This window comes from Mycobacterium sp. UNC410CL29Cvi84 (assembly GCF_000686745.1).
Taxonomy (GTDB): domain Bacteria; phylum Actinomycetota; class Actinomycetes; order Mycobacteriales; family Mycobacteriaceae; genus Mycobacterium; species Mycobacterium mucogenicum_B.
Window position 1 is genome coordinate 82,776 of the sequence record NZ_KK366011.1, and the last position, 18,351, is coordinate 101,126.

An 18,351-nucleotide genomic window follows, 5' to 3' on the forward strand; every position below is an offset into this window, starting at 1 on the left:
CGAATTTCTAGAACACGTTTCAATCGGCCGCCGACGCGATGACCGCACCAGCCATCGGGTGCCGCCCACGGTGCTACGGCGAGTGTGCAGGTTTCGGGCGCGGATCCGCCGAGGAGTGCACCAAAGCGACACACTCGTCGTAGGACGCGCGGGCGACTGAGGCGAGAGACCGCCGCCCCTCGGGGCTACCGGGACTTCGCGCTGGACTTCGCACCGGACTTGGCGCTGGACTTCCGCGACTTCACGCTGGCTTCCAGCTTGGCCAGCAGATCGGAGACGTCCTCGGTCGCGTCCAGTTCGGTCGCCGCTTCCTCGGTGGTGAATGCCTCTCCGCCCGCGATCTTGGCTTCGATGAGCTCTTCCATCTGCTCGCGGTAGGTGTCGTGGAACTGTTCGGGCTGGAAGTCCTCGGTCATGGAGTCCACCACCTGGCCGGCCATCGTCAGCTCGGCCTTCTTGATCTCGACTTCCTTGTCCAGCACCGGGAAATCGGGGTCGCGGATTTCGTCGGGCCACAGCAGCGTGTGCACGATCATCACGTTGCGCTTGCCGAAATCCTTGACGCGCAACGCGGCAAGCCGCGTCTTGTTGCGCAGCGAGAAGTGCACGATGGCCACGCGTTCGGTCTGCGCCAGCGTCTGGGCCAGCAGCACGTACGACTTCGACGACTTCGAGTCGGGTTCGAGGAAATAGCTGCGGTCGTACATCAGCGGATCGATCTGCTCTGCCGGGACGAACTCGACGACCTCGATCTCACGGCTGCGCTCTTCGGGCAGCGTGGCGATGTCTTCGTCGGTGATGATGACCGTCTGGCCGTCCTCCGATTCGAAAGACTTGGCGATGTCCCGGAACTCGACGACCTCGCCGCAGACCTCGCACACCCGCTTGTATCGGATGCGGCCATTGTCCTTGGCGTGCACCTGATGAAACTTGATGTCGTGATCCTCAGTGGCGCTGTACACCTTCACTGGCACATTGACCAGTCCGAAGGCGACTGACCCCTTCCAGATGGACCGCATACCCCAGTATGGCCCATGATCGCGCCGCGGCTTGGATACTTGGGGTGTGGAGCAATTCGGGCGGGTGCGGCTGACCAACCCCGACAAGGTGCTCTATCCGGCGACCGGCACGACCAAGGCCGACGTTTTCGACTATTACCTCGCCGTCGCGGGCGCGATGTTGCCGCACATCGCGGGCCGTCCCGTGACGCGCAAGCGGTGGCCCAATGGTGTTGCGCAGCAGCCGTTCTTCGAGAAGCAGCTGGCCTCGTCGGCGCCGGAGTGGCTGGACCGCGGCGCCATCACACATCGCAGCGGGACCACCGTCTACCCGATCATCGACACCCCCGAGGGGCTCGCCTGGATCGCCCAGCAGGCGTCGTTGGAAGTGCATGTGCCGCAATGGCGCTTCGTCGGTGCGGGCGGCGGGCCGCGCGATGTCCCCGCTCCGGGACCCGCGACACGCATCGTGTTCGACCTGGATCCCGGCGAGGGCGTCACCATGGCGCAGCTGTGCGAGGTGGCGCGTGCCGTCCGCGAACTCGTCGCCGGCATGGATCTGGAGGCCCATCCGGTGACCAGCGGCAGCAAGGGTTTGCATCTCTATGTGCCGCTGGCCTCGCCCGTCAGCTCCCGCGGTGCGTCGGCTGTCGCCAAACGTGTTGCCCAGCAACTCGAATCATCGATGAGCGGGCTGGTCACCGCGACCATGACCCGCAGTCTGCGGGCCGGCAAGGTGTTCCTGGACTGGAGCCAGAATTCCTCGGCCAAGACGACGGTGGCGCCGTACTCGTTGCGCGGCCGCGACGAGCCGACGGTCGCTGCCCCGCGAACCTGGGATGAACTCGACGATCCGGAATTGCACCAGTTGCGGTTCGACGAGGTGCTGGCCCGGCTGGCCCGCGACGGCGACCTGCTCGCCGACATGGATGGCGACGCGCCGGTGGCCGATCGGCTCACCACCTACCGCAGCATGCGGGACCCCGGCCGGACGCCGGAGCCGGTGCCGGCGGCCCGGCCCGCGTCGGGGCTCAACAACCGCTTCGTCATCCAAGAGCATCACGCCCGCCGGTTGCACTACGACTTCCGGCTGGAACGCGACGGCGTGCTGGTCAGTTGGGCCGTCCCGAAAAATCTTCCGGACACCTCGACCGTCAACCACCTGGCGGTGCACACCGAAGACCACCCCCTGGAATACGCCACCTTCGAAGGCGACATCCCCAAGGGTGAATACGGCGGCGGGCACGTCACGATCTGGGACTCGGGCACCTACGACACCGAAAAGTTCCGGGACTCAGGCGAAAACGGCGAGGTGATCGTCAACCTCCACGGCAGCCGGGTTTCCGGGCGGTACGTGCTGATCCAGACCGAAGGCAAGAACTGGCTGGTGCGCCGGATGAAAGAGCAACGGCTGCAACCCATGCTGGCCACGCACGGCTCGGTAGATCGACTATCTCCGGACCACTGGGCATTCGAGGGAAAGTGGGACGGCTATCGGCTGCTGGTCGACGCCGACCACGGCCGAATCCGGCTGACCGCCCGCAGCGGCCGCGACGTCACGGGGGAGTTTCCGCAATTGCAGTCGGTGGCAGCCGATCTCGCTGATCACCACGTGATCCTGGACGGCGAGGTGGTGGCGTTGCAGGACGGCGTACCCAGTTTTCAGGCCATGCAGAACCGCGGCTCCGGCAGTCACATCGAATTCTGGTGCTTCGACATCCTGTCCCTCGACGGACGCGACCTGACTCGCGCAAAGTATCGGGATCGGCGAAAGCTGTTGGAAACCCTGGCCTCTGACGGTGCGCTGACGGTGCCGCCGCTGTTGCCCGCGGAGAGCCCCCTGAAGTTCGCGGACGAGCGCGGCTTCGAAGGGGTGGTCGCGAAGAAGTGGGATTCCGGATATCGGCCCGGGCGGTCGGAGGCCTGGGTGAAGGACAAGTTCTGGCGCACACAGGAAGTGGTGATCGGCGGCTGGCGTGCCGGGGAGGGCGGCCGCACCAGCGGCATCGGGGCGCTGCTGGTCGGGGTTCCCGAGGGCGACGGCCTACAGTTCGTCGGCCGCGTGGGTACCGGGTTCACCGACAAGATGCTGGCTGATCTGAAGGCGATGCTCAAGCCGCTCGAGACCCGCGAATCGCCTTTTACCGCACCGCTTTCCACGCTCGATGCCAAAGGCGTGACGTACGTGCGGCCCGAGCTGGTGGGCGAGGTGCGCTACAGCGAGCGCACGACCGACAACCGCCTGCGCCAGCCCAGTTGGCGTGGCCTCCGCCCGGACAAGACGCCGGGGGAGGTCACCTGGGAGTGATTTGTGCACGATTTTCCGCGCCCACCGCGGATTTTCGTGCACAAATCACGGTCCGCAGAGTGCGCCGGCGACAGCCTCTTCGAGGCCGCGCGTCGCCAGCTGGTCGGCCAATTCGTTGTCGGCGACGCCGGCGTGCCCTTTCACCCAGAACCACTCGACCTCATGCCGTGCGCACGCGGCCTGCAGCCGCTTCCACAGGTCGACGTTCTTCACGGGCTGCTTCGCCGCCGTCATCCACCCGTTGCGTTCCCAGCCGTGGACCCATTTGGTGATGCCGTTGCGGACGTAGGTGCTGTCGGTGTGCAGGTGCACGACGACGGGCCGCGTCAGTGCTTCGAGCGCCATGATGGGTGCCGTCAGCTCCATGCGGTTGTTGCTGGTTTCACCGGCCTCGCCACCGAACATTTCGCGCACGTGATGGCGCATGCGCAGCACGGCGCCCCAGCCGCCGGGGCCGGGGTTGGGACGGCAGCCGCCGTCGGTGTGGATGACCACGACGTCGTCGCTCATGACTGGCGTGCCTCCTGGAGCAGTCGTACAGCCTTCGGTCCGACACCATGCAGGGCGAGAAGCTCATCGAGATCAGCCGGCAGGTCCGCGACAGAGTGGTAACCGGCGTCGATGAGTGCGCCGGTAGCGGGTCGGCCGATCGAGATGCCGTCGAAGACGGGGCCGCGGTCGGTCATGGAGTGAGGTTAGCGTCCCGGGCCGGCTCGATCACAACGTCAGGCTGAGCGCGTCGCTAACCGCATATACGTTTATCGGCGCGCTCAGAAGGACATTGCGTCGGCGCTCAGTGCCCGGAGATCATCGCCGTGCGGACCGACATCCCGAATTCCTGATGTCGCAGCGTGGTGATCCGGCGTCCGGGTTGCACCGCCGGTTTGACCGGCGCGGTGCGGTCGCCGAAGAACGCGGCGGTCGCGTCGATGTCCTGCACGACGTACGTCAGCCCCCACAACGCGGACGGGCCGTCTCCCGTGGCGTCGGGCGAGCCGACGACTTCGAGGATCACCTCACCCAGACGGAAGAAGATCTGCCGCATCGGCCGGCCGCCGAGTTGGCCGTCCCGTTCCCGGCGCGGGTGGACATCGACGGCCGCCAGCGCTGCGACGGTCCGCTTCAGATCGGGGGACAGCAGCACGACGTGGTCGACCGATACGGCGCCGTTGGCATGCTCGGCAGGCGTCGGCGGCGGCGCGACCGATCGCGTGGTGGGGATACCGTCGAGCGGCTGGTCGGACGGCACGCCGCGCAGTGCCCATCCGACGATGCCCGTGCCACGCTCGCGTCCGACCAACCGGATACGGACGCCGCCGATCCGGCACGCGTCGTCGGGGTCGACGGTGAAGCCGGCCGCGGTCCACGCGTCGGCGGTGTCCGCGACCTCGAACTCATCGACGGTGACGGTCATTGGCCGGCCTCGTCGACCGTCACCCGAAGCCGCGGCGGCTTCGTATCCGGCGCCACCCGTGCCCACACCGCATCGACCATGGGCGCCAACAGTAGTTCGCCCATCTGCCGGGCCAGCACGGCGACGACCTGGGTGTTCTCGCGGCGGGTGGTCGAGGCGCGACCGGTCTTGCGGGCCGCTCGGACCTCGCGCTGCGTCAGGTCGACGATGACGTCGACCAGGTGGCTGTCGGCGACGTTCGGTTGCAGCAGGGCGCGGCGCACGTAGTCGACCACCGCCGGATTGGCCCGCAGCATGTCGCGGACCGCGGCGTCGCGCACTGCGGTGGAGGCGTCTTCGGGCACCTCGGCCAGGGCGCCCGCGAAGTAGTCGACCACCAGCTGGTCCACCGCGTTCCGCAGGCCGGCCTTGGTCTTGAAGTGGTGCTGCACCAGGCCGACCGCGACGCCGGCCTCGGCGGCGATGGCGCGCAACGAGATTCGGTCTTCGCCATGCTTGGCGTACAGGTCCAGCGCGGTGTTGCGGATGCGTGCCTTGGCTGTCAGGTCGTCGACAGTTGCCCTCGGATCAACCATCAGACCTCCCGTCGGCAACCAGATCAATGTACTGTACACATGAACAGTGGCCTATACAGTTGTATAGCGCGAAATTTAGCGAGGTGGACCAATGTCAGAGCTTTTCCCGAAGTACCGGGCCAGCTGGGAGACCGATCAGCACCGCGAGCTGCGGCAGCACGCGGCGGCGTTCCTCGCCAAGGAGGCGACGCCCAACCAGGAGCGGTGGGCCAAGAACCACCAGGTCGACCGGGAGTTCTGGAACAAGCTCGGCGACGCCGGCCTGCTGGGCCTGGACCTGCCCGAGGAGTACGGCGGTGCGGGCGGCGACTTCGGGTTCTCGGCCGTGGTGGCCGAAGAGTTTGCGCTGGCCCATGATTCGGCCTCGGGCTGGTCGGTGCACTCGCCGATCGTGGCGCACTATATCGACACCTACGGCAACGCGGAGCAGAAGGCCCGCTGGATGCCGAAGATCATCAGCGGCGAGACGGTGCTGGCCATCGCGATGACCGAGCCGGGCACCGGTTCTGACCTGCAGGCCGTCCGCACCACCGCCATCCGTGATGGTGACCACTACGTCATCAACGGCTCAAAGACATTCATCTCCAACGGATCTCTGTGCGACATGGTGGTGATCGTCGCCAAGACCGATCCCACTCAGGGGGCGGCCGGGGTGTCTCTGATCGTCGCCGAGGTCAACGACCTGCCGGGCTTCGAGCGCGGCCGGGTGCTGGAGAAGGTCGGTCAGCACGGCCAGGACACCCGCGAGCTGTTCTTCACCGACATGCGCGTGCCCGTCACCAACCTGCTCGGTGAGCAGGAAGGCCTGGGCTTCTACCAGCTGATGTCGCAGCTGGCGCGCGAGCGGCTCGTCATCGGCTCGATCTGCGCCGGCATGGCCGAGGCCGCGGTACTGGAGGCCATCAAGTACACCAAGCAGCGCGAGGCCTTCGGCAAACCGCTGATCAACTTCCAGCACAACCGATTCCAGCTCGCCGAGCTCAAGGCCGAGGTGCTGTCCATCAAGACCACCGTGGACTACTGCGTGCAGGCCCTGATCGACGGCGACAACGATCCGGCGATCGCGTCCATGGGCAAGCTAATCGCCGCCGACCGGGCCGTGGCCGTCGTCGACCGTTGTGTGCAGTTCTTCGGCGGGTACGGGTACATGATGGAGTACCCGATCGGCCGGGCCTACGCGGCGGCGCGCGTCAACAAGATCTACGGCGGCACAAGCGAAATCATGAAGGAGATCATCAGCCGCACGCTGTGATCCCGTTCCGCGAGCAGACACAAATGTCCCCGACACCTCGCCGTGTCGGGGACATTTGTGTCTGCTCGCGAAAGGGGCCGTTCGGTGGCATTCTGGGGCCATGAGCTCAGGCGATTACACCGACGAGGATGACGATCAGCTGACGCAGGAGGACATGCTGATCGACCGCGGCGTCGACGACCTGCTGGACGAGGGCTACTCGCCGCCGGACGAGTGGCGCGAGCCCCGGGATGACGAGACCCTCGATGAACTGCTCGCCGAGGAAGAGCCGGACCCGGCACTGCAGCTTGACGATGTTGACGATCCCGACGAGCAGTGGGGCGACGACGAGGTCGGTGACCAGCGGTCCGGTCGGCTCGTGGCCGGCGAGCAGGACGGTGAGCTGCTCGCCGGGGACGTCGGCATCGACGGGAGCGCGGCCTCCGCCGAGGAGGCCGCGGTCCACGTCATCGACGAATAGCCGCTCAGACCTTGGCGATGACGTTCTCGGCGAACATCTCCAGGTGCTTGATCTTCTCGTCGAGCGGCTGGGTGTCCTCGCCCATGATGTAGGGCACGCGGAAGCCGACGATGACGTCGGTGACGCCCTTGTCTTCCAGGCGCTTCACGCCGTCGACAGTGAAGCCGTCGATCGAGATCACGTGAATCTGGAACTCGTCGCACAGCCCGATGCGCTCCTCGGATTCCCGGTACTGCGCGAGCTTCTTGAGCAGCGGGTCGAGGTCGGCCGGGTCGCCGCCACCGTGCATCCAGCCGTCGTTGCGGGCGGCACGCTTGAGCGCGGCATCGGCGTGACCACCGACGAGGATCGGCACCGGCTTGGTCGGCGCGGGCGTCATCTTGGTCTTGGGGATGTCGTAGAACTCGCCGTGGTACTCGAAGTAGTCGCCCTGCGTCAGGCCGCGGATGACGTCGATGCACTCGTCCATGCGCTTGCCGCGGCGGGCGAATGGCACGCCCATGACCTCGTAGTCTTCCGGCCACGGGCTGGTGCCGACGCCCAGGCCCAGGCGGTTGTCGAAGAGTGCGGCCAGGGACCCGGCCTGCTTGGCCACCAAGGCCGGCGGCCGGATGGGCAGCTTCAGCACGAAGATGTTGAAGTGCAGCTTGGTCGTGACGGCCGACAGGGCCCCGATCAACGAGAACGACTCGATGAACGACTTGCCGTCGAGGAACTCGCGGCTGCCGTCGGCGGTGTACGGGTACGACGAGTCGGACTCGAACGGGTACGCGATGCTGTCCGGGATGGTCATCGCGTGGTAGCCGGCCTCGTCGGCCGCCTTGGCCAGCGGGATGTAGTACTTCGGATCGGTCATCGCTTCGGCGTAGGTGAACCTCATGAAGCGATACTAGAACGTGTTCTAGTTTCATGGACCGGGTACGGCCCATTCAGTGGTCGTCAGTTCAGCGGGAACGGCGGCAAGCCGGTGCCGCTGATGGCGTAGCCGCCCTGCTGGCTGCGCTCGGTGACGCGTGCCGTCGCGGTGCGTTCGCCCACCGCCACGGTGACGGCAGTGCGGGGCAGTTCGTCGAGCGTCTCGAAAACCGTTCCACGCCAGTGGTACTGGCCGTCGATCGGATCGAGGTGTCCGGCCAGCCGGACCCGGACGTCGCGGCCGTCGATGGTGGCGGGTCCGTCGTACAGGTCTTCGGCCTCGGCGATCTCCGCCCGCGCCGCAGGCGCCACCGGACCTCCGGGCAGGAACCCGCTCCGCCGCCACATCCGCCGTGCGATGGGGCCGAGGAGTCCAACTTCCTCCAGGAACGACGCGAGCGGCGCGAACCCGGCGATCTGTGTCTCGATCCGGTGCGGCGACGTCCGCGCCATCCGGCGCGCGGCCCGCGCGTCCAGTCCGACGCGGCGGTACTGCACCTTGTTGGTGAACAGGAACCGGAAGAACAGGCCGCCGACACCGTTGAGGTTGCCGATCCAGAAGCGCTTGGGCCACGACATCTCCGGCGCGCGCTTGCGCAGGCCGTCGCGGGCGAACTGGATGTGCCGGGCCTCTTCCGTGACGTGGATTCGCATGAGCCGCTGCACCATGGGCTGCAGCTCGGGATCGTCCATCATCCTGCGTTGCAGCGAATCGAAGATCTCCTCGCCGATGAGCGCCGCCACCCAGAGCACCGAGCCCTGGAAGGCGAACGGCAGCATGTTGATGATGGTGCGCTGATACCACTTGGGCCGTACGGGGTCGGCGCCCACCTTCTCGATGGCTTTGCCGAACATCACCATGTGGCGGGTTTCGTCGCCGAGTTCGGTCAGCTCGTAGTGGGTGGCGCTCGCGGTCGGGTCCTGATGCATCGCCTTGCGCAGCAGGGCCTGGTTGAGGATGTTCTCGAACCAGATGCCCGCCGACAGGGTGTTGACCAGTTCCTGGCGGGACAGCTCGATCTGCTCGGCCCGGCTCATCGACTCCCAGAGCGGGGTGCCGTACAGCGACACCACTTTCGGTGGCAGGAAGTACTCGTCCGGGTCGATCGGCGCGTCCCAGTCGATGTCGACGATCGGCGCGTAAGACTTGCGCACCGAGCCTTTGAGCAGGCGTTCGGCGAATTCCGCGCGCGTCGTCTGGCCTTTGACCGAAGCTGTCATCGTTGACATCCCTTCGAAAGTGTCTGTAATCCGAAGCTACGTCCGATACCAGAGGTAGTCAATACCTGCGGTACTGGATAAAAGTTGGGCCGTCGCGGGCCGCTAGCCTTCGCGGATGCGCACAATCCACGTCATCGGTATCGGTGCCGGCGACCCGGACTACGTCACCGCTCAAGCCGTCGCGGCGCTCAACGACACGCAGGTGTTCTTCGCGATGGACAAAGGCGACACCAAGGACGACCTCGTCGCGCTGCGCCGGCTGATCTGTGAGCGTTTCATCGAAGACCCGGCCTACCGGTTCGTGGCGCTGCCGGATCCGGTGAGGGCCAAAGATCGTGAGTACCACGAAGCGGTGGCCGAATGGCACGCCGCACGAGCGCGGCTGTGGGCGGAGGCCATCGAGACCGAACTGGGGCCCGACGGCGTCGGCGCCTTCCTCGCGTGGGGCGACCCGTCGCTCTACGACAGCACGCTGCGCATCCTGGACCGCGTCGCCGAACACGTCGAGTTCGAGTTCGACGTCATCCCCGGCATCACGGCCATCCAGGCTCTCACGGCTCGACATCGCATCCCGCTCAACGACATTGGCGAGCCGGTGCTGATCACGACGGGGCGTCAGCTGCGTGAGCACGGGCTGGCCGGCGCCGCGGTGGTGATGCTCGACGGCGAGTGCTCGTTCCTGGAATGCCCACCGCAGAACCGGATTTGGTGGGGCGCCTACCTCGGCACGCCCGACGAGATGCTCATCGCCGGCACCGTCGGCGAGGTCGGGGAACGGATCGCCCGGGAGCGCGCCGAGGCCCGGACGCGGCACGGCTGGATCATGGACACCTATCTGCTGCGGGCAGAATCGACAGCATGAAATCGTTGCTGCTGCGGGCCTGCGTGACCGGCCTGGCGTTGTGGTTGGTCACGCGCATGGTGTCGGGGATCTATTTCGTCTTCCCCGTGGGCGCCGGCCAACTCGAGCGCGTCGGCATCATCCTGGTGGTGGCGTTCGTCTTCGGGTTGGTCAACGCCATCATCAAGCCGATCGTGCAGCTGTTCGCGATCCCGCTGTACATCCTCACCCTCGGCCTGATCCACATCGTCATCAACGCCTGGATGCTGTGGATCACCTCGTGGATCACCGAGAACACCACGCACTGGGGCCTGGGCATCGACCAGTTCTGGTTCACCGCGATCTGGGCGGCGATCCTGCTGTCGATCGTCGGCTGGGCGCTGGGTCTGGTGCAGCGCGCCGTCGAGAGCTAGGGATTTGTGCACGATTTTCCGCGGTCGGCGCGGAAAATCGTGCACAAACCCTACGTCAGCGACGCCTCGATCGCGCGTAACTCGTTGGCGCCGAACGCCGGTGGCTCGGTGATGTCGGCTGCCGGGCGTCCGGTGCGGACCGCGTCGGCCAGGTCGGCGAGCGTCGCGGTCAGCTGTGCGGCGGCGTCCGGGGTGATCGGCGCTTCGGATCGCTCGGTGGCCCAGCCCGCGGCGAGCGTCCGGTAGGCGAGCTGCTCCGTCGCGACGATCGTCGGCCAAAGCCGTTCTGCCGCAACGCGGCTCCGGGGTGAACCGCCGATGGCGGTGTCGTAGACCGGAAGCATGGCCATCGCGCGGAGCTGCAGGTCGCGACGGTCGTTGCGGGCCTGATCGGTGGTCACCTGACCTGCGGCCAGATGGCCGACCACGACCGCGACGGCGTCCAGCGTGGCCGCGATCGACTCGGCGGGGCGCGCCGCGGGATGGCCGCGCCGCGTCACCCACAACACCAGAAGTGCCACCGCGCAACCGATCACGGTGTCGATGCCGCGGGCGAGCAGCATGGCGGGGACGTCGGCGATGTGGTGTCCGCCCGACGCGATGGTCAAGGCCGCGGGCGTGATGAAGATGACCGCGACGGTGTAGTTACGCACCACGAACATCTCGATGACGAACTGCAGCGTGCCGACGATCAGGGCGAGCCACGGTCCGCCCGGCGCGGCGATCAGGACACCGCCCGCCAGCACCAGGCCGAGCCAGGTGCCCAGGGTGCGTTCGATGCCGCGTTGTACGGTGCGCCGCCAATCGAAGCCTTGATGCAGCATCAGCACCGCCGCCGCCATGGCCCAGTACGCGTGGTCGATGTTCAGACCGACGGCGACGGTGCCGGCGATCGCGACGGCGACCGCGGTGCGCAGTGCCGCGGTCAGGGCGGGAGACCCCGGCGTCACCGCACGGCGCAGCAGCGTCGCGACGGACGGCCGTCCCAGCGGGATCAGGCCCTCGAAACTGCCGCCGATGTCGTCGGGCACCGTGCCCAGCTGCCGGGCCCGCGCGGCGTCGTCGACGGACAGTGGTTGGCCGCGGTCGGCGGCCGCCATGGCTTCGGCGAACAACACGTGCAGCCGGCGGTTCGTCATCCGCAGCCGATAGAGGGCGTCATCGGGCTTGGGGTGGACGGGCTGGAACGTGACGAGCGTGATCCACGCTTCGTGCAGCAGCTGCGCGGCGCGGTGCCGCGCGTCGGGTGATGAGGTCTCGATGTAGGTGGCCACCGCTTCGGCGGCAGCGGCGACCGCGGCGCGTTCCGGCGCGCGCGGACGGACCAGTACCCCGGCCATGTGCACCACCCAGGCGAACGCGCCGCCGGCCAGCACCAGCGCGCCCAGCCGCCACGGGCTGAGGTGCTCGGCCGCGATCCCGACGGCAGCCGCGCACGCCAGCACCGGCATGTAGGCACCGGGCGGTCCGACCGACAGGGCCTGGCAGATCAGGACGGCAACCATCGCGATCACGGTCACCGCCAGCACCGCCGACCACGGGGTTGCCGCCGCCCAGTCGCCGAGCGCCACGACCACCGCGAACGAGACGGCGATGGCGCCGAGATACATCGCGCGGTTGAGATACGGGCGCCCGCTGCCGTACAGCGACGTGAATCCACCGATGGTGGCGATCAGCCCGGCCGACACATCGCCGGCTGCCCACCCGGCGAGAATCGGCACCACCATGCAGATCGAGGCCCGGAGCGCGAACGGCCAGCGGCGCGGCACAGTATTCATGACCAGGATGCGTCGCAGTGGATTGGTGGCCGGGGCGGGTGCCGAGCGGTCTGCCATGTGTACAGCATGCGGTACATCCAGTCGCTAGCCTGAACCCATGCCGGAACTTCCCGAGGTCGAGGCGCTCGCCGATCACCTGCGTCGTCATGCGGTCGGACTGCCGGTGGGCCGCATCGATGTCTCCGCCTTCTCGGTGCTCAAAACCTTCGACCCGCCACCGACCGCGTTGTACGGCTTGGAGGTGACGGGTGCCAACCGCTGGGGCAAGTACCTCGGGCTGCAGGTCGGCGACCTGCACCTGATCACCCACCTGTCACGGGCGGGCTGGTTGCGGTGGTCGGAGAAGCTGGCGGCCGCGCCGCTGAAACCGGGCAAGGGGCCGATCGCCCTGCGGGTGCATCTCGGAAAACCGGGTGAGGCACCGGGTTTCGACCTCACCGAGGCGGGAACCCAGAAGCGGCTGGCGGTCTGGCTGGTGAACGACCCGCTGGCCGTGCCGCAGATCGCCACGTTGGGCCCGGACGCGCTGTCACTCGGGCCGGCGGAATTGGGCGCGGTGCTGGCCGGCAACACCGGCCGGATCAAGAACGTCATCACCGACCAGCGGGTAATCGCGGGGATCGGCAACGCTTACAGCGACGAAATCCTGCACGTGGCCAAACTGTCGCCGTTCGCGACCGCGGGCAAGCTGACGGCCGAACAGCTGAGTGCGCTGCACGACGCGATGATCTCGGTGCTGACCGATGCCGTGACCCGATCGGTCGGGCAGGGGGCGGCAACCCTCAAGGGGGAGAAGCGCTCTGGGCTGCGGGTCCATGCCCGCACGGGGCTGCCGTGCCCGGTGTGCGGTGACACGGTCCGGGAAGTGTCCTTCGCGGACAAGTCCTTTCAGTACTGCGCGACGTGCCAGACCGGCGGCAAGGTGCTGGCCGACCGCCGGATGTCCAAGCTGCTCAAGTGATTCAGCTGCAGTAGTTCTTGGTCGCTGCCACCAGCGCCTGCTGGTACAGCGGGTCGAGTTGCCGGTTCATGGTGACTTGTGTGCGGGCAGTATCGACCGCGGCGGCGCAGCCCGGACCGTGCAGGATGCCCTGCTGTGCGGCCAGCTCGGCGACCATGGTGTGGTTGAAACCGTCTATCGCCGTGCGTGATTCGGACAGATCCGGGGCGGTGGTCGGCGCCGCGGCCGGATCGAACTTCCACTGGCTGAACCGCAGGTATTCGATGCCCTCGGTGGCGTGAATCTGGTCGGTGAACACCTTCTGCACGAACTCCGGGTCGGTACCCGACGCTGTGGCCTGGGCGCCGACGGCTTTCAGCACCTGCTCCACCCGTGCGGGGTCTTCGATCGAGCCACCGTTGATCCACTTGACCGCGGCCACCGGATCGGCGGTCTGCAGCCGCTGAGCGGCGGTGTCGACCAACCGGAACAGCGGGTCGTCGTAGGCGTGGGCGAGGGGCACCGACGTCATGCCCACGACGGCGACCAGCAGGACGGCGAGCTTCATCCTTCGATCCTGCATCATCCGACCTTTCTTGACAGGTGTCGAGTTGGTTACGCTGCAGGCATGACTCGGCAGAAAATCCTCATCACCGGCGCGAGCTCGGGCCTGGGCGCCGGTATGGCCCGGCAGTTCGCCGCCAAGGGCCGCGACCTCGCGCTGTGTGCCCGCCGGCTGGACAACCTCGAAGAACTGAAGGCCGAACTGACGGCGCAGTACCCCGGGGTCACCGTGGCCATCGCGGCGCTGGACGTCAACGACCACGACCAGGTGCCCAAGGTGTTCGAGGAGCTGTCCGATCAGTTGGGCGGTATCGACTGCGTCATCGTCAACGCCGGCATCGGCAAGGGCTACCCGCTGGGCGGCGGCAAGCTGTGGGCGAACAAGGCGACCATCGAGACGAATCTCGTTGCGGCGCTGGTGCAGATCGAAACGGCGCTGGAGATGTTCAAGGCCGCGGGCAGGGGCCACCTGGTCCTGGTGTCGTCGGTGCTCGGCAACGTCGGGGTGCCGGGATTCAAGGCCGCGTATGCCGCGAGCAAGGCCGGCGTCACGTCGTTGGGTGAGTCGCTGCGCGCCGAGTACCCGTCCGGACCCCTCAAGATCACGGTCCTCGAGCCCGGCTACATCGAGTCGGAGATGACGGCCAAGTCCAACTCGACCATGCTCATGGTCGACAACGAGACCGGCGTGAAAGCCATGGTCGACGCCATCGAGAAGGAGAAGGGCCGCGCCGTCGTCCCCGGCTGGCCGTGGTGGCCGCTGGTCGAGGTGATGAAGCTGGTGCCGCCGCGTTTCACCAAGTACTTCGCCTAGGGATTTGTGCACGATTTTCCGCGCCGGCCGCGGAAAATCGTGCACAAATCCCTAGGAAACGCGGCCGCGCTCGACGCGGTAGCGACGCACGAGGGCGTCGGTCGAGCTGTCGGACTGCGGGGCGGGCGAGGCGTCGGACGTGATGACCGGCAGCAGCGCCTTGGCCTGCGTCTTGCCGAGCTCGACACCCCACTGGTCGAACGAGTCGATGCCCCAGATGACGCCCTCGGTGAAGACCTGGTGCTCGTACAGCGCGATCAGCTGACCGACCACCGACGGCGTCAGCTTGGTCGCCAAAATCGAAGTGGTGGGCCGGTTTCCGGGCATCACCTTGTGCGGGACGACGTCGGCCGGCGTCCCTTCCGCCGCAATCTCCTCAGCGGTCTTGCCGAACGCCAGCACCTGGGTCTGGGCGAAAAAGTTGCTCATCAGCAGGTCGTGCATGCTGCCGGTGCCGTCAGCGGTGGGCAGGTCGTCGGTCGGCTCGCTGAACCCGATGAAGTCGGCCGGCACCAGCCGGGTGCCCTGGTGCAGCAGTTGGTAGAAGGCGTGCTGGCCGTTGGTTCCCGGCTCGCCCCAGAAGATTTCGCCGGTATCGGTCGTCACCGGGCTGCCGTCGGCGCGTACCGACTTGCCGTTGGACTCCATGGTCAGCTGCTGCAGGTAGGCCGCGAACCGGGCGAGGTCGTTGGAGTAGGGGAGCACCGCACGTGCTTGTGCCCCAAAGAAATCCGAGTACCACAGGCCGATGAGGCCGAGCAGCGCCGGCGCATTCGCTTCCAGCGGCGCGGTGCGGAAGTGCTCGTCGACCAGGTGGAAGCCGGCCAGGAATTCGCCGAACCGTTCCTTGCCGATGACGGCCATCACCGAGAGCCCGATGGCGCTGTCCACGGAGTAGCGGCCACCGACCCAGTCCCAGAACCCGAACATGTTTGCGGTGTCGATGCCGAACTCGGACACCAGCTTTGCGTTGGTCGATACCGCGACGAAGTGCTTGGCGACCGCGTCGTCACCCAGCGCGGCGACGAGCCAGCGCCGGGCGGCAGTGGCGTTCGTCAGCGTCTCCAACGTCGAGAACGTCTTGGAGGCGACGATGAAAAGCGTTGTGGCAGGGTCGAGTCCGTCGAGCTTGGCCACCAGGTCGGCCGGGTCGACGTTCGACACGAACCGGGCCGAGATACCCGCGTCGGCGTAGTGACGAAGGGCCTGGTCGACCATCACGGGCCCCAGATCGGAACCACCGATACCGATGTTGACGACGGTCGTGATGCGCTGCCCGGTGGCTCCGGTCCACTCACCGCTGCGCAACTTATCGGTGAATGTCCCCATTGCATCGAGCACGGAATGTACGTCGGCGACCACGTCCTGGCCGTCGACCACCAACGAGGCGCCACGGGGCAGCCGCAGCGCGGTGTGCAGCACGGCGCGGTCCTCGGAGGTGTTGATGTGTTCGCCGGCGAACATGGCGTCGCGCCGCTCCTCCAGACCGGCTGCCCGGGCCAGATCGAGCAGCAGCGCAAGGGTTTCCCTTGTCACGCGGTGCTTGCTGTAGTCGATGTACAGGTCGCCGACGGTCAGCGTCAGCTCCCGGCCGCGGTCCGGGTCGTCGGCGAACAACTCGCGCAGCGTGGTCGCCTCGACCGCGGCATGGTGCGCGCTGAGCGCCTTCCAGGCTGAGGTGGTGGTGATGTCGGCAGCGGGAGTGTGATCAGCCATGCCTCAAACCCTAGTGTGACGCAGGAAACGCCGCCGTACATGATGGGTGTATGGACATCGCCGCGCTGTTGTCGTCTGTCCCAACTGGCCTCTGGATCGGCGGTGAGGAGCGCGTCGGTCAATCCACGTTCGAAGTGCACAACCCGGCTACCGAGGATGTCATCGCGCGCGTCGCCGACGCCACGCCGCAGGACGGCATCGCCGCACTCGACGCCGCGGCGGCCGTCGAAAAGGAGTGGGCGGCAACTCCGCCCCGTGAGCGCGGCGAAATCCTTCGGTCGGTGTTCGAGACCATCACCGCCCGGGCCGAGGACGTGGCCACGCTGATGACGCTCGAGATGGGCAAGGTGCTCGCCGAGAGCCGCGGCGAGGTCAAGTACGGCGCCGAGTTCTTCCGCTGGTTCGCCGAAGAGGCCGTCCGCATCGGCGGCCGCTACACCCCGAGCCCGGCCGGCACCGGGCGCATCGTCGTCACCAAGTCGCCCGTCGGCCCGTGTTATGCGGTGACGCCGTGGAACTTCCCGCTGGCCATGGGTACTCGCAAGATCGGCCCGGCCCTGGCGGCCGGTTGCACCATGCTGGTCAAGCCCGCTGCCGAAACCCCGCTGACCATGCTGCTGTTGGCCAAACTGATGGCCGACGCCGGCCTGCCCAAGGGCGTGCTGTCCGTGCTGCCGACCACCAGCCCAGGCGAGCTGACCAAGGCCCTCATGGACGACGGTCGGTTGCGGAAGCTGACCTTCACCGGGTCGACGGGCGTCGGCCGGGCGCTGGTGCAGCAGGGCGGCGAGAAGCTGCTCCGCATGTCGATGGAACTCGGCGGCAACGCGCCCTTCCTGGTGTTCGACGACGCCGACATCGATGCCGCCGTCGACGGCGCGATCCTCGCGAAGATGCGCAACGGCGGCGAGGCCTGTACGGCGGCCAACCGATTCCACGTCGCCAACGCGGTGCGGGAGGAGTTCACGACGAAGCTGGTGCAGCGGATGAGCGAGTTCACGCTCGGCAACGGCCTGGACGAGAACGCGACGCTCGGCCCGCTGATCAACGCCAAGCAGGTCGGCACCGTCACCGACCTGGTGTCCGACGCGGTGTCGCGCGGCGCGACCGTCGCGGTCGGCGGCACGGCACCGGGCGGGCCGGGTTACTTCTATCCCGCGACGGTCCTGGCCGATGTACCCGCGGACGCCCGCATCCTCAAGGAAGAGGTGTTCGGGCCCGTCGCCCCGGTGACGGGCTTCGACACCGAGGACGAGGCGATCGCCGCGGCCAACGACACCGAGTACGGCCTGGCGGCCTACATCTACACGCAGTCGCTGGACCGGGCGCTACGGGTGTCCGAGGCGTTGGAATCCGGCATGGTCGGCGTCAACCGCGGAGTCATATCGGACCCGGCGGCGCCGTTCGGCGGAGTGAAGTCGTCAGGATTCGGCCGCGAGGGCGGCACCGAAGGCATCGAGGAATACCTCGACACCAAGTACATCGCCCTGACCCCCTGACGCCTAGCCGCCCCTCACCCTTGGCGCGAGCGGCCGTGTCTGTACGCAACACGCCGTGGTTGCTTGTACAAATGGGGCCGCTCACCAGCCGCGAGGGTGCGCAAACCACACACCGAAGTCGGCGTGTCGCCGTGCAGACACGGCCGCTCGCGGGAAGTCTGGTCAGTGGCCGAGGCGTCCGCGGCCCAGGCGGAGCAGCAGCATGGCGAGGTCTTTGCCCTCGGGGCCCAGCTCGCTGTAGCGCTCGATGACCTTCATCTCGCGGCTGTGCACCAGCCGGGTGCCGCCGGAGGCCATCCGGGCCTTGCCGATCATCTTGGAGACCTCGGTGCGACGGGCGACGGCCGCCAGGATGGTGGCGTCCAGCTCATCGATCTCCAGGCGGAGCTCGTCGATGTTGGGGAGTTCAGTTTCGGTCGACATGGTTTCCTCGCTGTTGGTGGATTCTGGTGTCATCCGAATTCAGGCCTCACACAACAAACGAGCCCCGGATCCGGATGCGGACCACGGGGCTGAAGGGAAGCAGCTAAACCCCGGGTACCGGCGTCCGGTACCCGTAGAAAAATCGCTGCTGCGCATTGAGCACGTTTTGAGTGTGCCATCCCGGCCGGTGCCAGCGCAAAGAGGCGAGCGAAGCGACCGG

General features: G+C 67.2%; 19 protein-coding genes and 1 pseudogene. 9 read left to right on the top strand and 11 right to left on the bottom strand.

Translation table 11 applies throughout. From position 1 onward, the window contains the following. Positions 1-185: 185 nt before the first annotated feature. Entirely contained in the window at positions 186-1,019 is an 834-nt protein-coding gene (ku, locus tag BR47_RS31660; protein WP_036428019.1) for a non-homologous end joining protein Ku, read from the bottom strand. 46 nt (positions 1,020-1,065) lie between these two features. On the opposite strand from ku, the gene ligD reads away from it, so the two are divergent. Beyond that, the gene (gene ligD, locus BR47_RS0127365; RefSeq protein WP_029121427.1) at positions 1,066-3,306 is read left to right on the top strand and encodes a non-homologous end-joining DNA ligase; all 2,241 of its coding nucleotides are present in this window, start codon (positions 1,066-1,068) and stop codon (positions 3,304-3,306) included. 45 nt (positions 3,307-3,351) lie between these two features. Here the strand turns inward: ligD and rnhA are convergent, their stop codons facing one another. The 4 genes from rnhA to BR47_RS0127385 form a co-directional block, all read right to left on the bottom strand. Continuing rightward, positions 3,352-3,816, bottom strand: a complete 465-nt coding sequence (gene rnhA, locus BR47_RS0127370; protein ID WP_029121428.1) for a ribonuclease HI — start codon at positions 3,814-3,816, stop codon at positions 3,352-3,354. Continuing rightward, complete coding sequence (locus tag BR47_RS0127375; RefSeq protein ID WP_029121429.1) at positions 3,813-3,992, bottom strand: helix-hairpin-helix domain-containing protein; 180 nt, start codon at positions 3,990-3,992, stop codon at positions 3,813-3,815. The genes rnhA and BR47_RS0127375 overlap by 4 nt, the downstream gene beginning before the upstream one ends. Before the next feature lie 107 nt (positions 3,993-4,099). Continuing rightward, positions 4,100-4,720, bottom strand: coding sequence for a hypothetical protein (locus tag BR47_RS0127380; RefSeq protein ID WP_029121430.1), 621 nt, complete (start codon positions 4,718-4,720; stop codon positions 4,100-4,102). Then, positions 4,717-5,295, bottom strand: a complete 579-nt coding sequence (locus BR47_RS0127385; RefSeq protein ID WP_020099003.1) for a TetR/AcrR family transcriptional regulator — start codon at positions 5,293-5,295, stop codon at positions 4,717-4,719. The genes BR47_RS0127380 and BR47_RS0127385 overlap by 4 nt, the downstream gene beginning before the upstream one ends. Before the next feature lie 91 nt (positions 5,296-5,386). Here BR47_RS0127385 and BR47_RS0127390 point away from each other — a divergent pair, with 91 nt between their 5' ends. Next, positions 5,387-6,547: an acyl-CoA dehydrogenase family protein gene (locus tag BR47_RS0127390; protein WP_020099004.1), complete on the top strand. Its 1,161-nt coding sequence runs from the start codon at positions 5,387-5,389 to the stop codon at positions 6,545-6,547. A 100-nt stretch (positions 6,548-6,647) separates the two neighbouring features. Next, positions 6,648-7,007, top strand: a complete 360-nt coding sequence (locus BR47_RS0127395) for a DUF5709 domain-containing protein (protein ID WP_020099005.1) — start codon at positions 6,648-6,650, stop codon at positions 7,005-7,007. Between the two features lie 4 nt (positions 7,008-7,011). Here BR47_RS0127395 and BR47_RS0127400 read toward each other — a convergent pair whose 3' ends face one another. Both BR47_RS0127400 and BR47_RS0127405 read right to left on the bottom strand, forming a co-directional pair. After that, the gene (locus BR47_RS0127400) at positions 7,012-7,887 is read right to left on the bottom strand and encodes an LLM class flavin-dependent oxidoreductase (RefSeq protein ID WP_020099006.1); all 876 of its coding nucleotides are present in this window, start codon (positions 7,885-7,887) and stop codon (positions 7,012-7,014) included. Between the two features lie 59 nt (positions 7,888-7,946). Further along, positions 7,947-9,143 (bottom strand): diiron oxygenase, encoded by a 1,197-nt coding sequence (locus BR47_RS0127405; protein WP_029121431.1) that lies wholly within the window; start codon positions 9,141-9,143, stop codon positions 7,947-7,949. Positions 9,144-9,258: 115 nt separating this feature from the next. On the opposite strand from BR47_RS0127405, the gene cobF reads away from it, so the two are divergent. Both cobF and BR47_RS0127415 read left to right on the top strand, forming a co-directional pair. Continuing rightward, on the top strand, positions 9,259-10,005 hold the full coding sequence (cobF, locus tag BR47_RS0127410; protein WP_029121432.1) for a precorrin-6A synthase (deacetylating): 747 nt from the start codon (positions 9,259-9,261) through the stop codon (positions 10,003-10,005). After that, positions 10,002-10,397, top strand: coding sequence for a phage holin family protein (locus BR47_RS0127415; protein WP_029121433.1), 396 nt, complete (start codon positions 10,002-10,004; stop codon positions 10,395-10,397). Before cobF ends, BR47_RS0127415 begins: the two co-directional genes overlap by 4 nt. 50 nt (positions 10,398-10,447) lie before the next feature. Here BR47_RS0127415 and BR47_RS0127420 read toward each other — a convergent pair whose 3' ends face one another. Further along, complete coding sequence (locus BR47_RS0127420) at positions 10,448-12,232, bottom strand: FUSC family protein (protein WP_029121434.1); 1,785 nt, start codon at positions 12,230-12,232, stop codon at positions 10,448-10,450. Positions 12,233-12,272: 40 nt separating this feature from the next. On the opposite strand from BR47_RS0127420, the pseudogene BR47_RS33920 reads away from it, so the two are divergent. Together BR47_RS33920 and BR47_RS33925 are read left to right on the top strand one after the other, a co-directional pair. After that, positions 12,273-12,515, top strand: a pseudogene (locus BR47_RS33920) (DNA-formamidopyrimidine glycosylase family protein); the annotation flags it as partial. 147 nt (positions 12,516-12,662) lie between these two features. Beyond that, positions 12,663-13,136: a zinc finger domain-containing protein gene (locus tag BR47_RS33925; RefSeq protein ID WP_231387951.1), complete on the top strand. Its 474-nt coding sequence runs from the start codon at positions 12,663-12,665 to the stop codon at positions 13,134-13,136. 1 nt (position 13,137) lies between these two features. Here the strand turns inward: BR47_RS33925 and BR47_RS0127430 are convergent, their stop codons facing one another. Continuing rightward, the gene (locus BR47_RS0127430) at positions 13,138-13,698 is read right to left on the bottom strand and encodes a chorismate mutase (RefSeq protein ID WP_286154337.1); all 561 of its coding nucleotides are present in this window, start codon (positions 13,696-13,698) and stop codon (positions 13,138-13,140) included. Between the two features lie 45 nt (positions 13,699-13,743). Here BR47_RS0127430 and BR47_RS0127435 point away from each other — a divergent pair, with 45 nt between their 5' ends. Beyond that, the gene (locus BR47_RS0127435; protein ID WP_029121437.1) at positions 13,744-14,493 is read left to right on the top strand and encodes an SDR family oxidoreductase; all 750 of its coding nucleotides are present in this window, start codon (positions 13,744-13,746) and stop codon (positions 14,491-14,493) included. Between the two features lie 51 nt (positions 14,494-14,544). On the opposite strand, the gene pgi is transcribed toward BR47_RS0127435, so the two are convergent. Further along, a complete protein-coding gene (gene pgi / locus BR47_RS0127440; RefSeq protein ID WP_029121438.1) occupies positions 14,545-16,209 on the bottom strand; it encodes a glucose-6-phosphate isomerase in 1,665 nt (554 codons plus the stop codon). 50 nt (positions 16,210-16,259) lie between these two features. Between pgi and BR47_RS0127445 the strand changes: the two genes are divergently transcribed. Further along, positions 16,260-17,708: an NAD-dependent succinate-semialdehyde dehydrogenase gene (locus BR47_RS0127445; RefSeq protein ID WP_029121439.1), complete on the top strand. Its 1,449-nt coding sequence runs from the start codon at positions 16,260-16,262 to the stop codon at positions 17,706-17,708. A gap of 162 nt (positions 17,709-17,870) precedes the next feature. Here BR47_RS0127445 and BR47_RS0127450 read toward each other — a convergent pair whose 3' ends face one another. After that, on the bottom strand, positions 17,871-18,164 hold the full coding sequence (locus BR47_RS0127450) for a chorismate mutase (protein WP_020099016.1): 294 nt from the start codon (positions 18,162-18,164) through the stop codon (positions 17,871-17,873). Positions 18,165-18,351 lie beyond the last annotated feature (187 nt).

What these genes read in the sequence shown, in the direction of transcription:
- ku (WP_036428019.1), bottom strand. Translation starts at nt 1,019, where the DNA reads ATGCGGTCCATCTGGAAGGGGTCAGTCGCCTTCGGACTGGTCAATGTG.
- rnhA (WP_029121428.1), bottom strand. Translation starts at nt 3,816, where the DNA reads ATGAGCGACGACGTCGTGGTCATCCACACCGACGGCGGCTGCCGTCCC.
- BR47_RS0127375 (WP_029121429.1), bottom strand. Translation starts at nt 3,992, where the DNA reads ATGACCGACCGCGGCCCCGTCTTCGACGGCATCTCGATCGGCCGACCC.
- BR47_RS0127380 (WP_029121430.1), bottom strand. Translation starts at nt 4,720, where the DNA reads ATGACCGTCACCGTCGATGAGTTCGAGGTCGCGGACACCGCCGACGCG.
- BR47_RS0127385 (WP_020099003.1), bottom strand. Translation starts at nt 5,295, where the DNA reads ATGGTTGATCCGAGGGCAACTGTCGACGACCTGACAGCCAAGGCACGC.
- BR47_RS0127390 (WP_020099004.1), top strand. Translation starts at nt 5,387, where the DNA reads ATGTCAGAGCTTTTCCCGAAGTACCGGGCCAGCTGGGAGACCGATCAG.
- BR47_RS0127395 (WP_020099005.1), top strand. Translation starts at nt 6,648, where the DNA reads ATGAGCTCAGGCGATTACACCGACGAGGATGACGATCAGCTGACGCAG.
- BR47_RS0127400 (WP_020099006.1), bottom strand. Translation starts at nt 7,887, where the DNA reads ATGAGGTTCACCTACGCCGAAGCGATGACCGATCCGAAGTACTACATC.
- BR47_RS0127405 (WP_029121431.1), bottom strand. Translation starts at nt 9,143, where the DNA reads ATGACAGCTTCGGTCAAAGGCCAGACGACGCGCGCGGAATTCGCCGAA.
- cobF (WP_029121432.1), top strand. Translation starts at nt 9,259, where the DNA reads ATGCGCACAATCCACGTCATCGGTATCGGTGCCGGCGACCCGGACTAC.
- BR47_RS0127415 (WP_029121433.1), top strand. Translation starts at nt 10,002, where the DNA reads ATGAAATCGTTGCTGCTGCGGGCCTGCGTGACCGGCCTGGCGTTGTGG.
- BR47_RS0127420 (WP_029121434.1), bottom strand. Translation starts at nt 12,232, where the DNA reads ATGGCAGACCGCTCGGCACCCGCCCCGGCCACCAATCCACTGCGACGC.
- BR47_RS0127430 (WP_286154337.1), bottom strand. Translation starts at nt 13,698, where the DNA reads ATGCAGGATCGAAGGATGAAGCTCGCCGTCCTGCTGGTCGCCGTCGTG.
- BR47_RS0127435 (WP_029121437.1), top strand. Translation starts at nt 13,744, where the DNA reads ATGACTCGGCAGAAAATCCTCATCACCGGCGCGAGCTCGGGCCTGGGC.
- pgi (WP_029121438.1), bottom strand. Translation starts at nt 16,209, where the DNA reads ATGGCTGATCACACTCCCGCTGCCGACATCACCACCACCTCAGCCTGG.
- BR47_RS0127445 (WP_029121439.1), top strand. Translation starts at nt 16,260, where the DNA reads ATGGACATCGCCGCGCTGTTGTCGTCTGTCCCAACTGGCCTCTGGATC.
- BR47_RS0127450 (WP_020099016.1), bottom strand. Translation starts at nt 18,164, where the DNA reads ATGACACCAGAATCCACCAACAGCGAGGAAACCATGTCGACCGAAACT.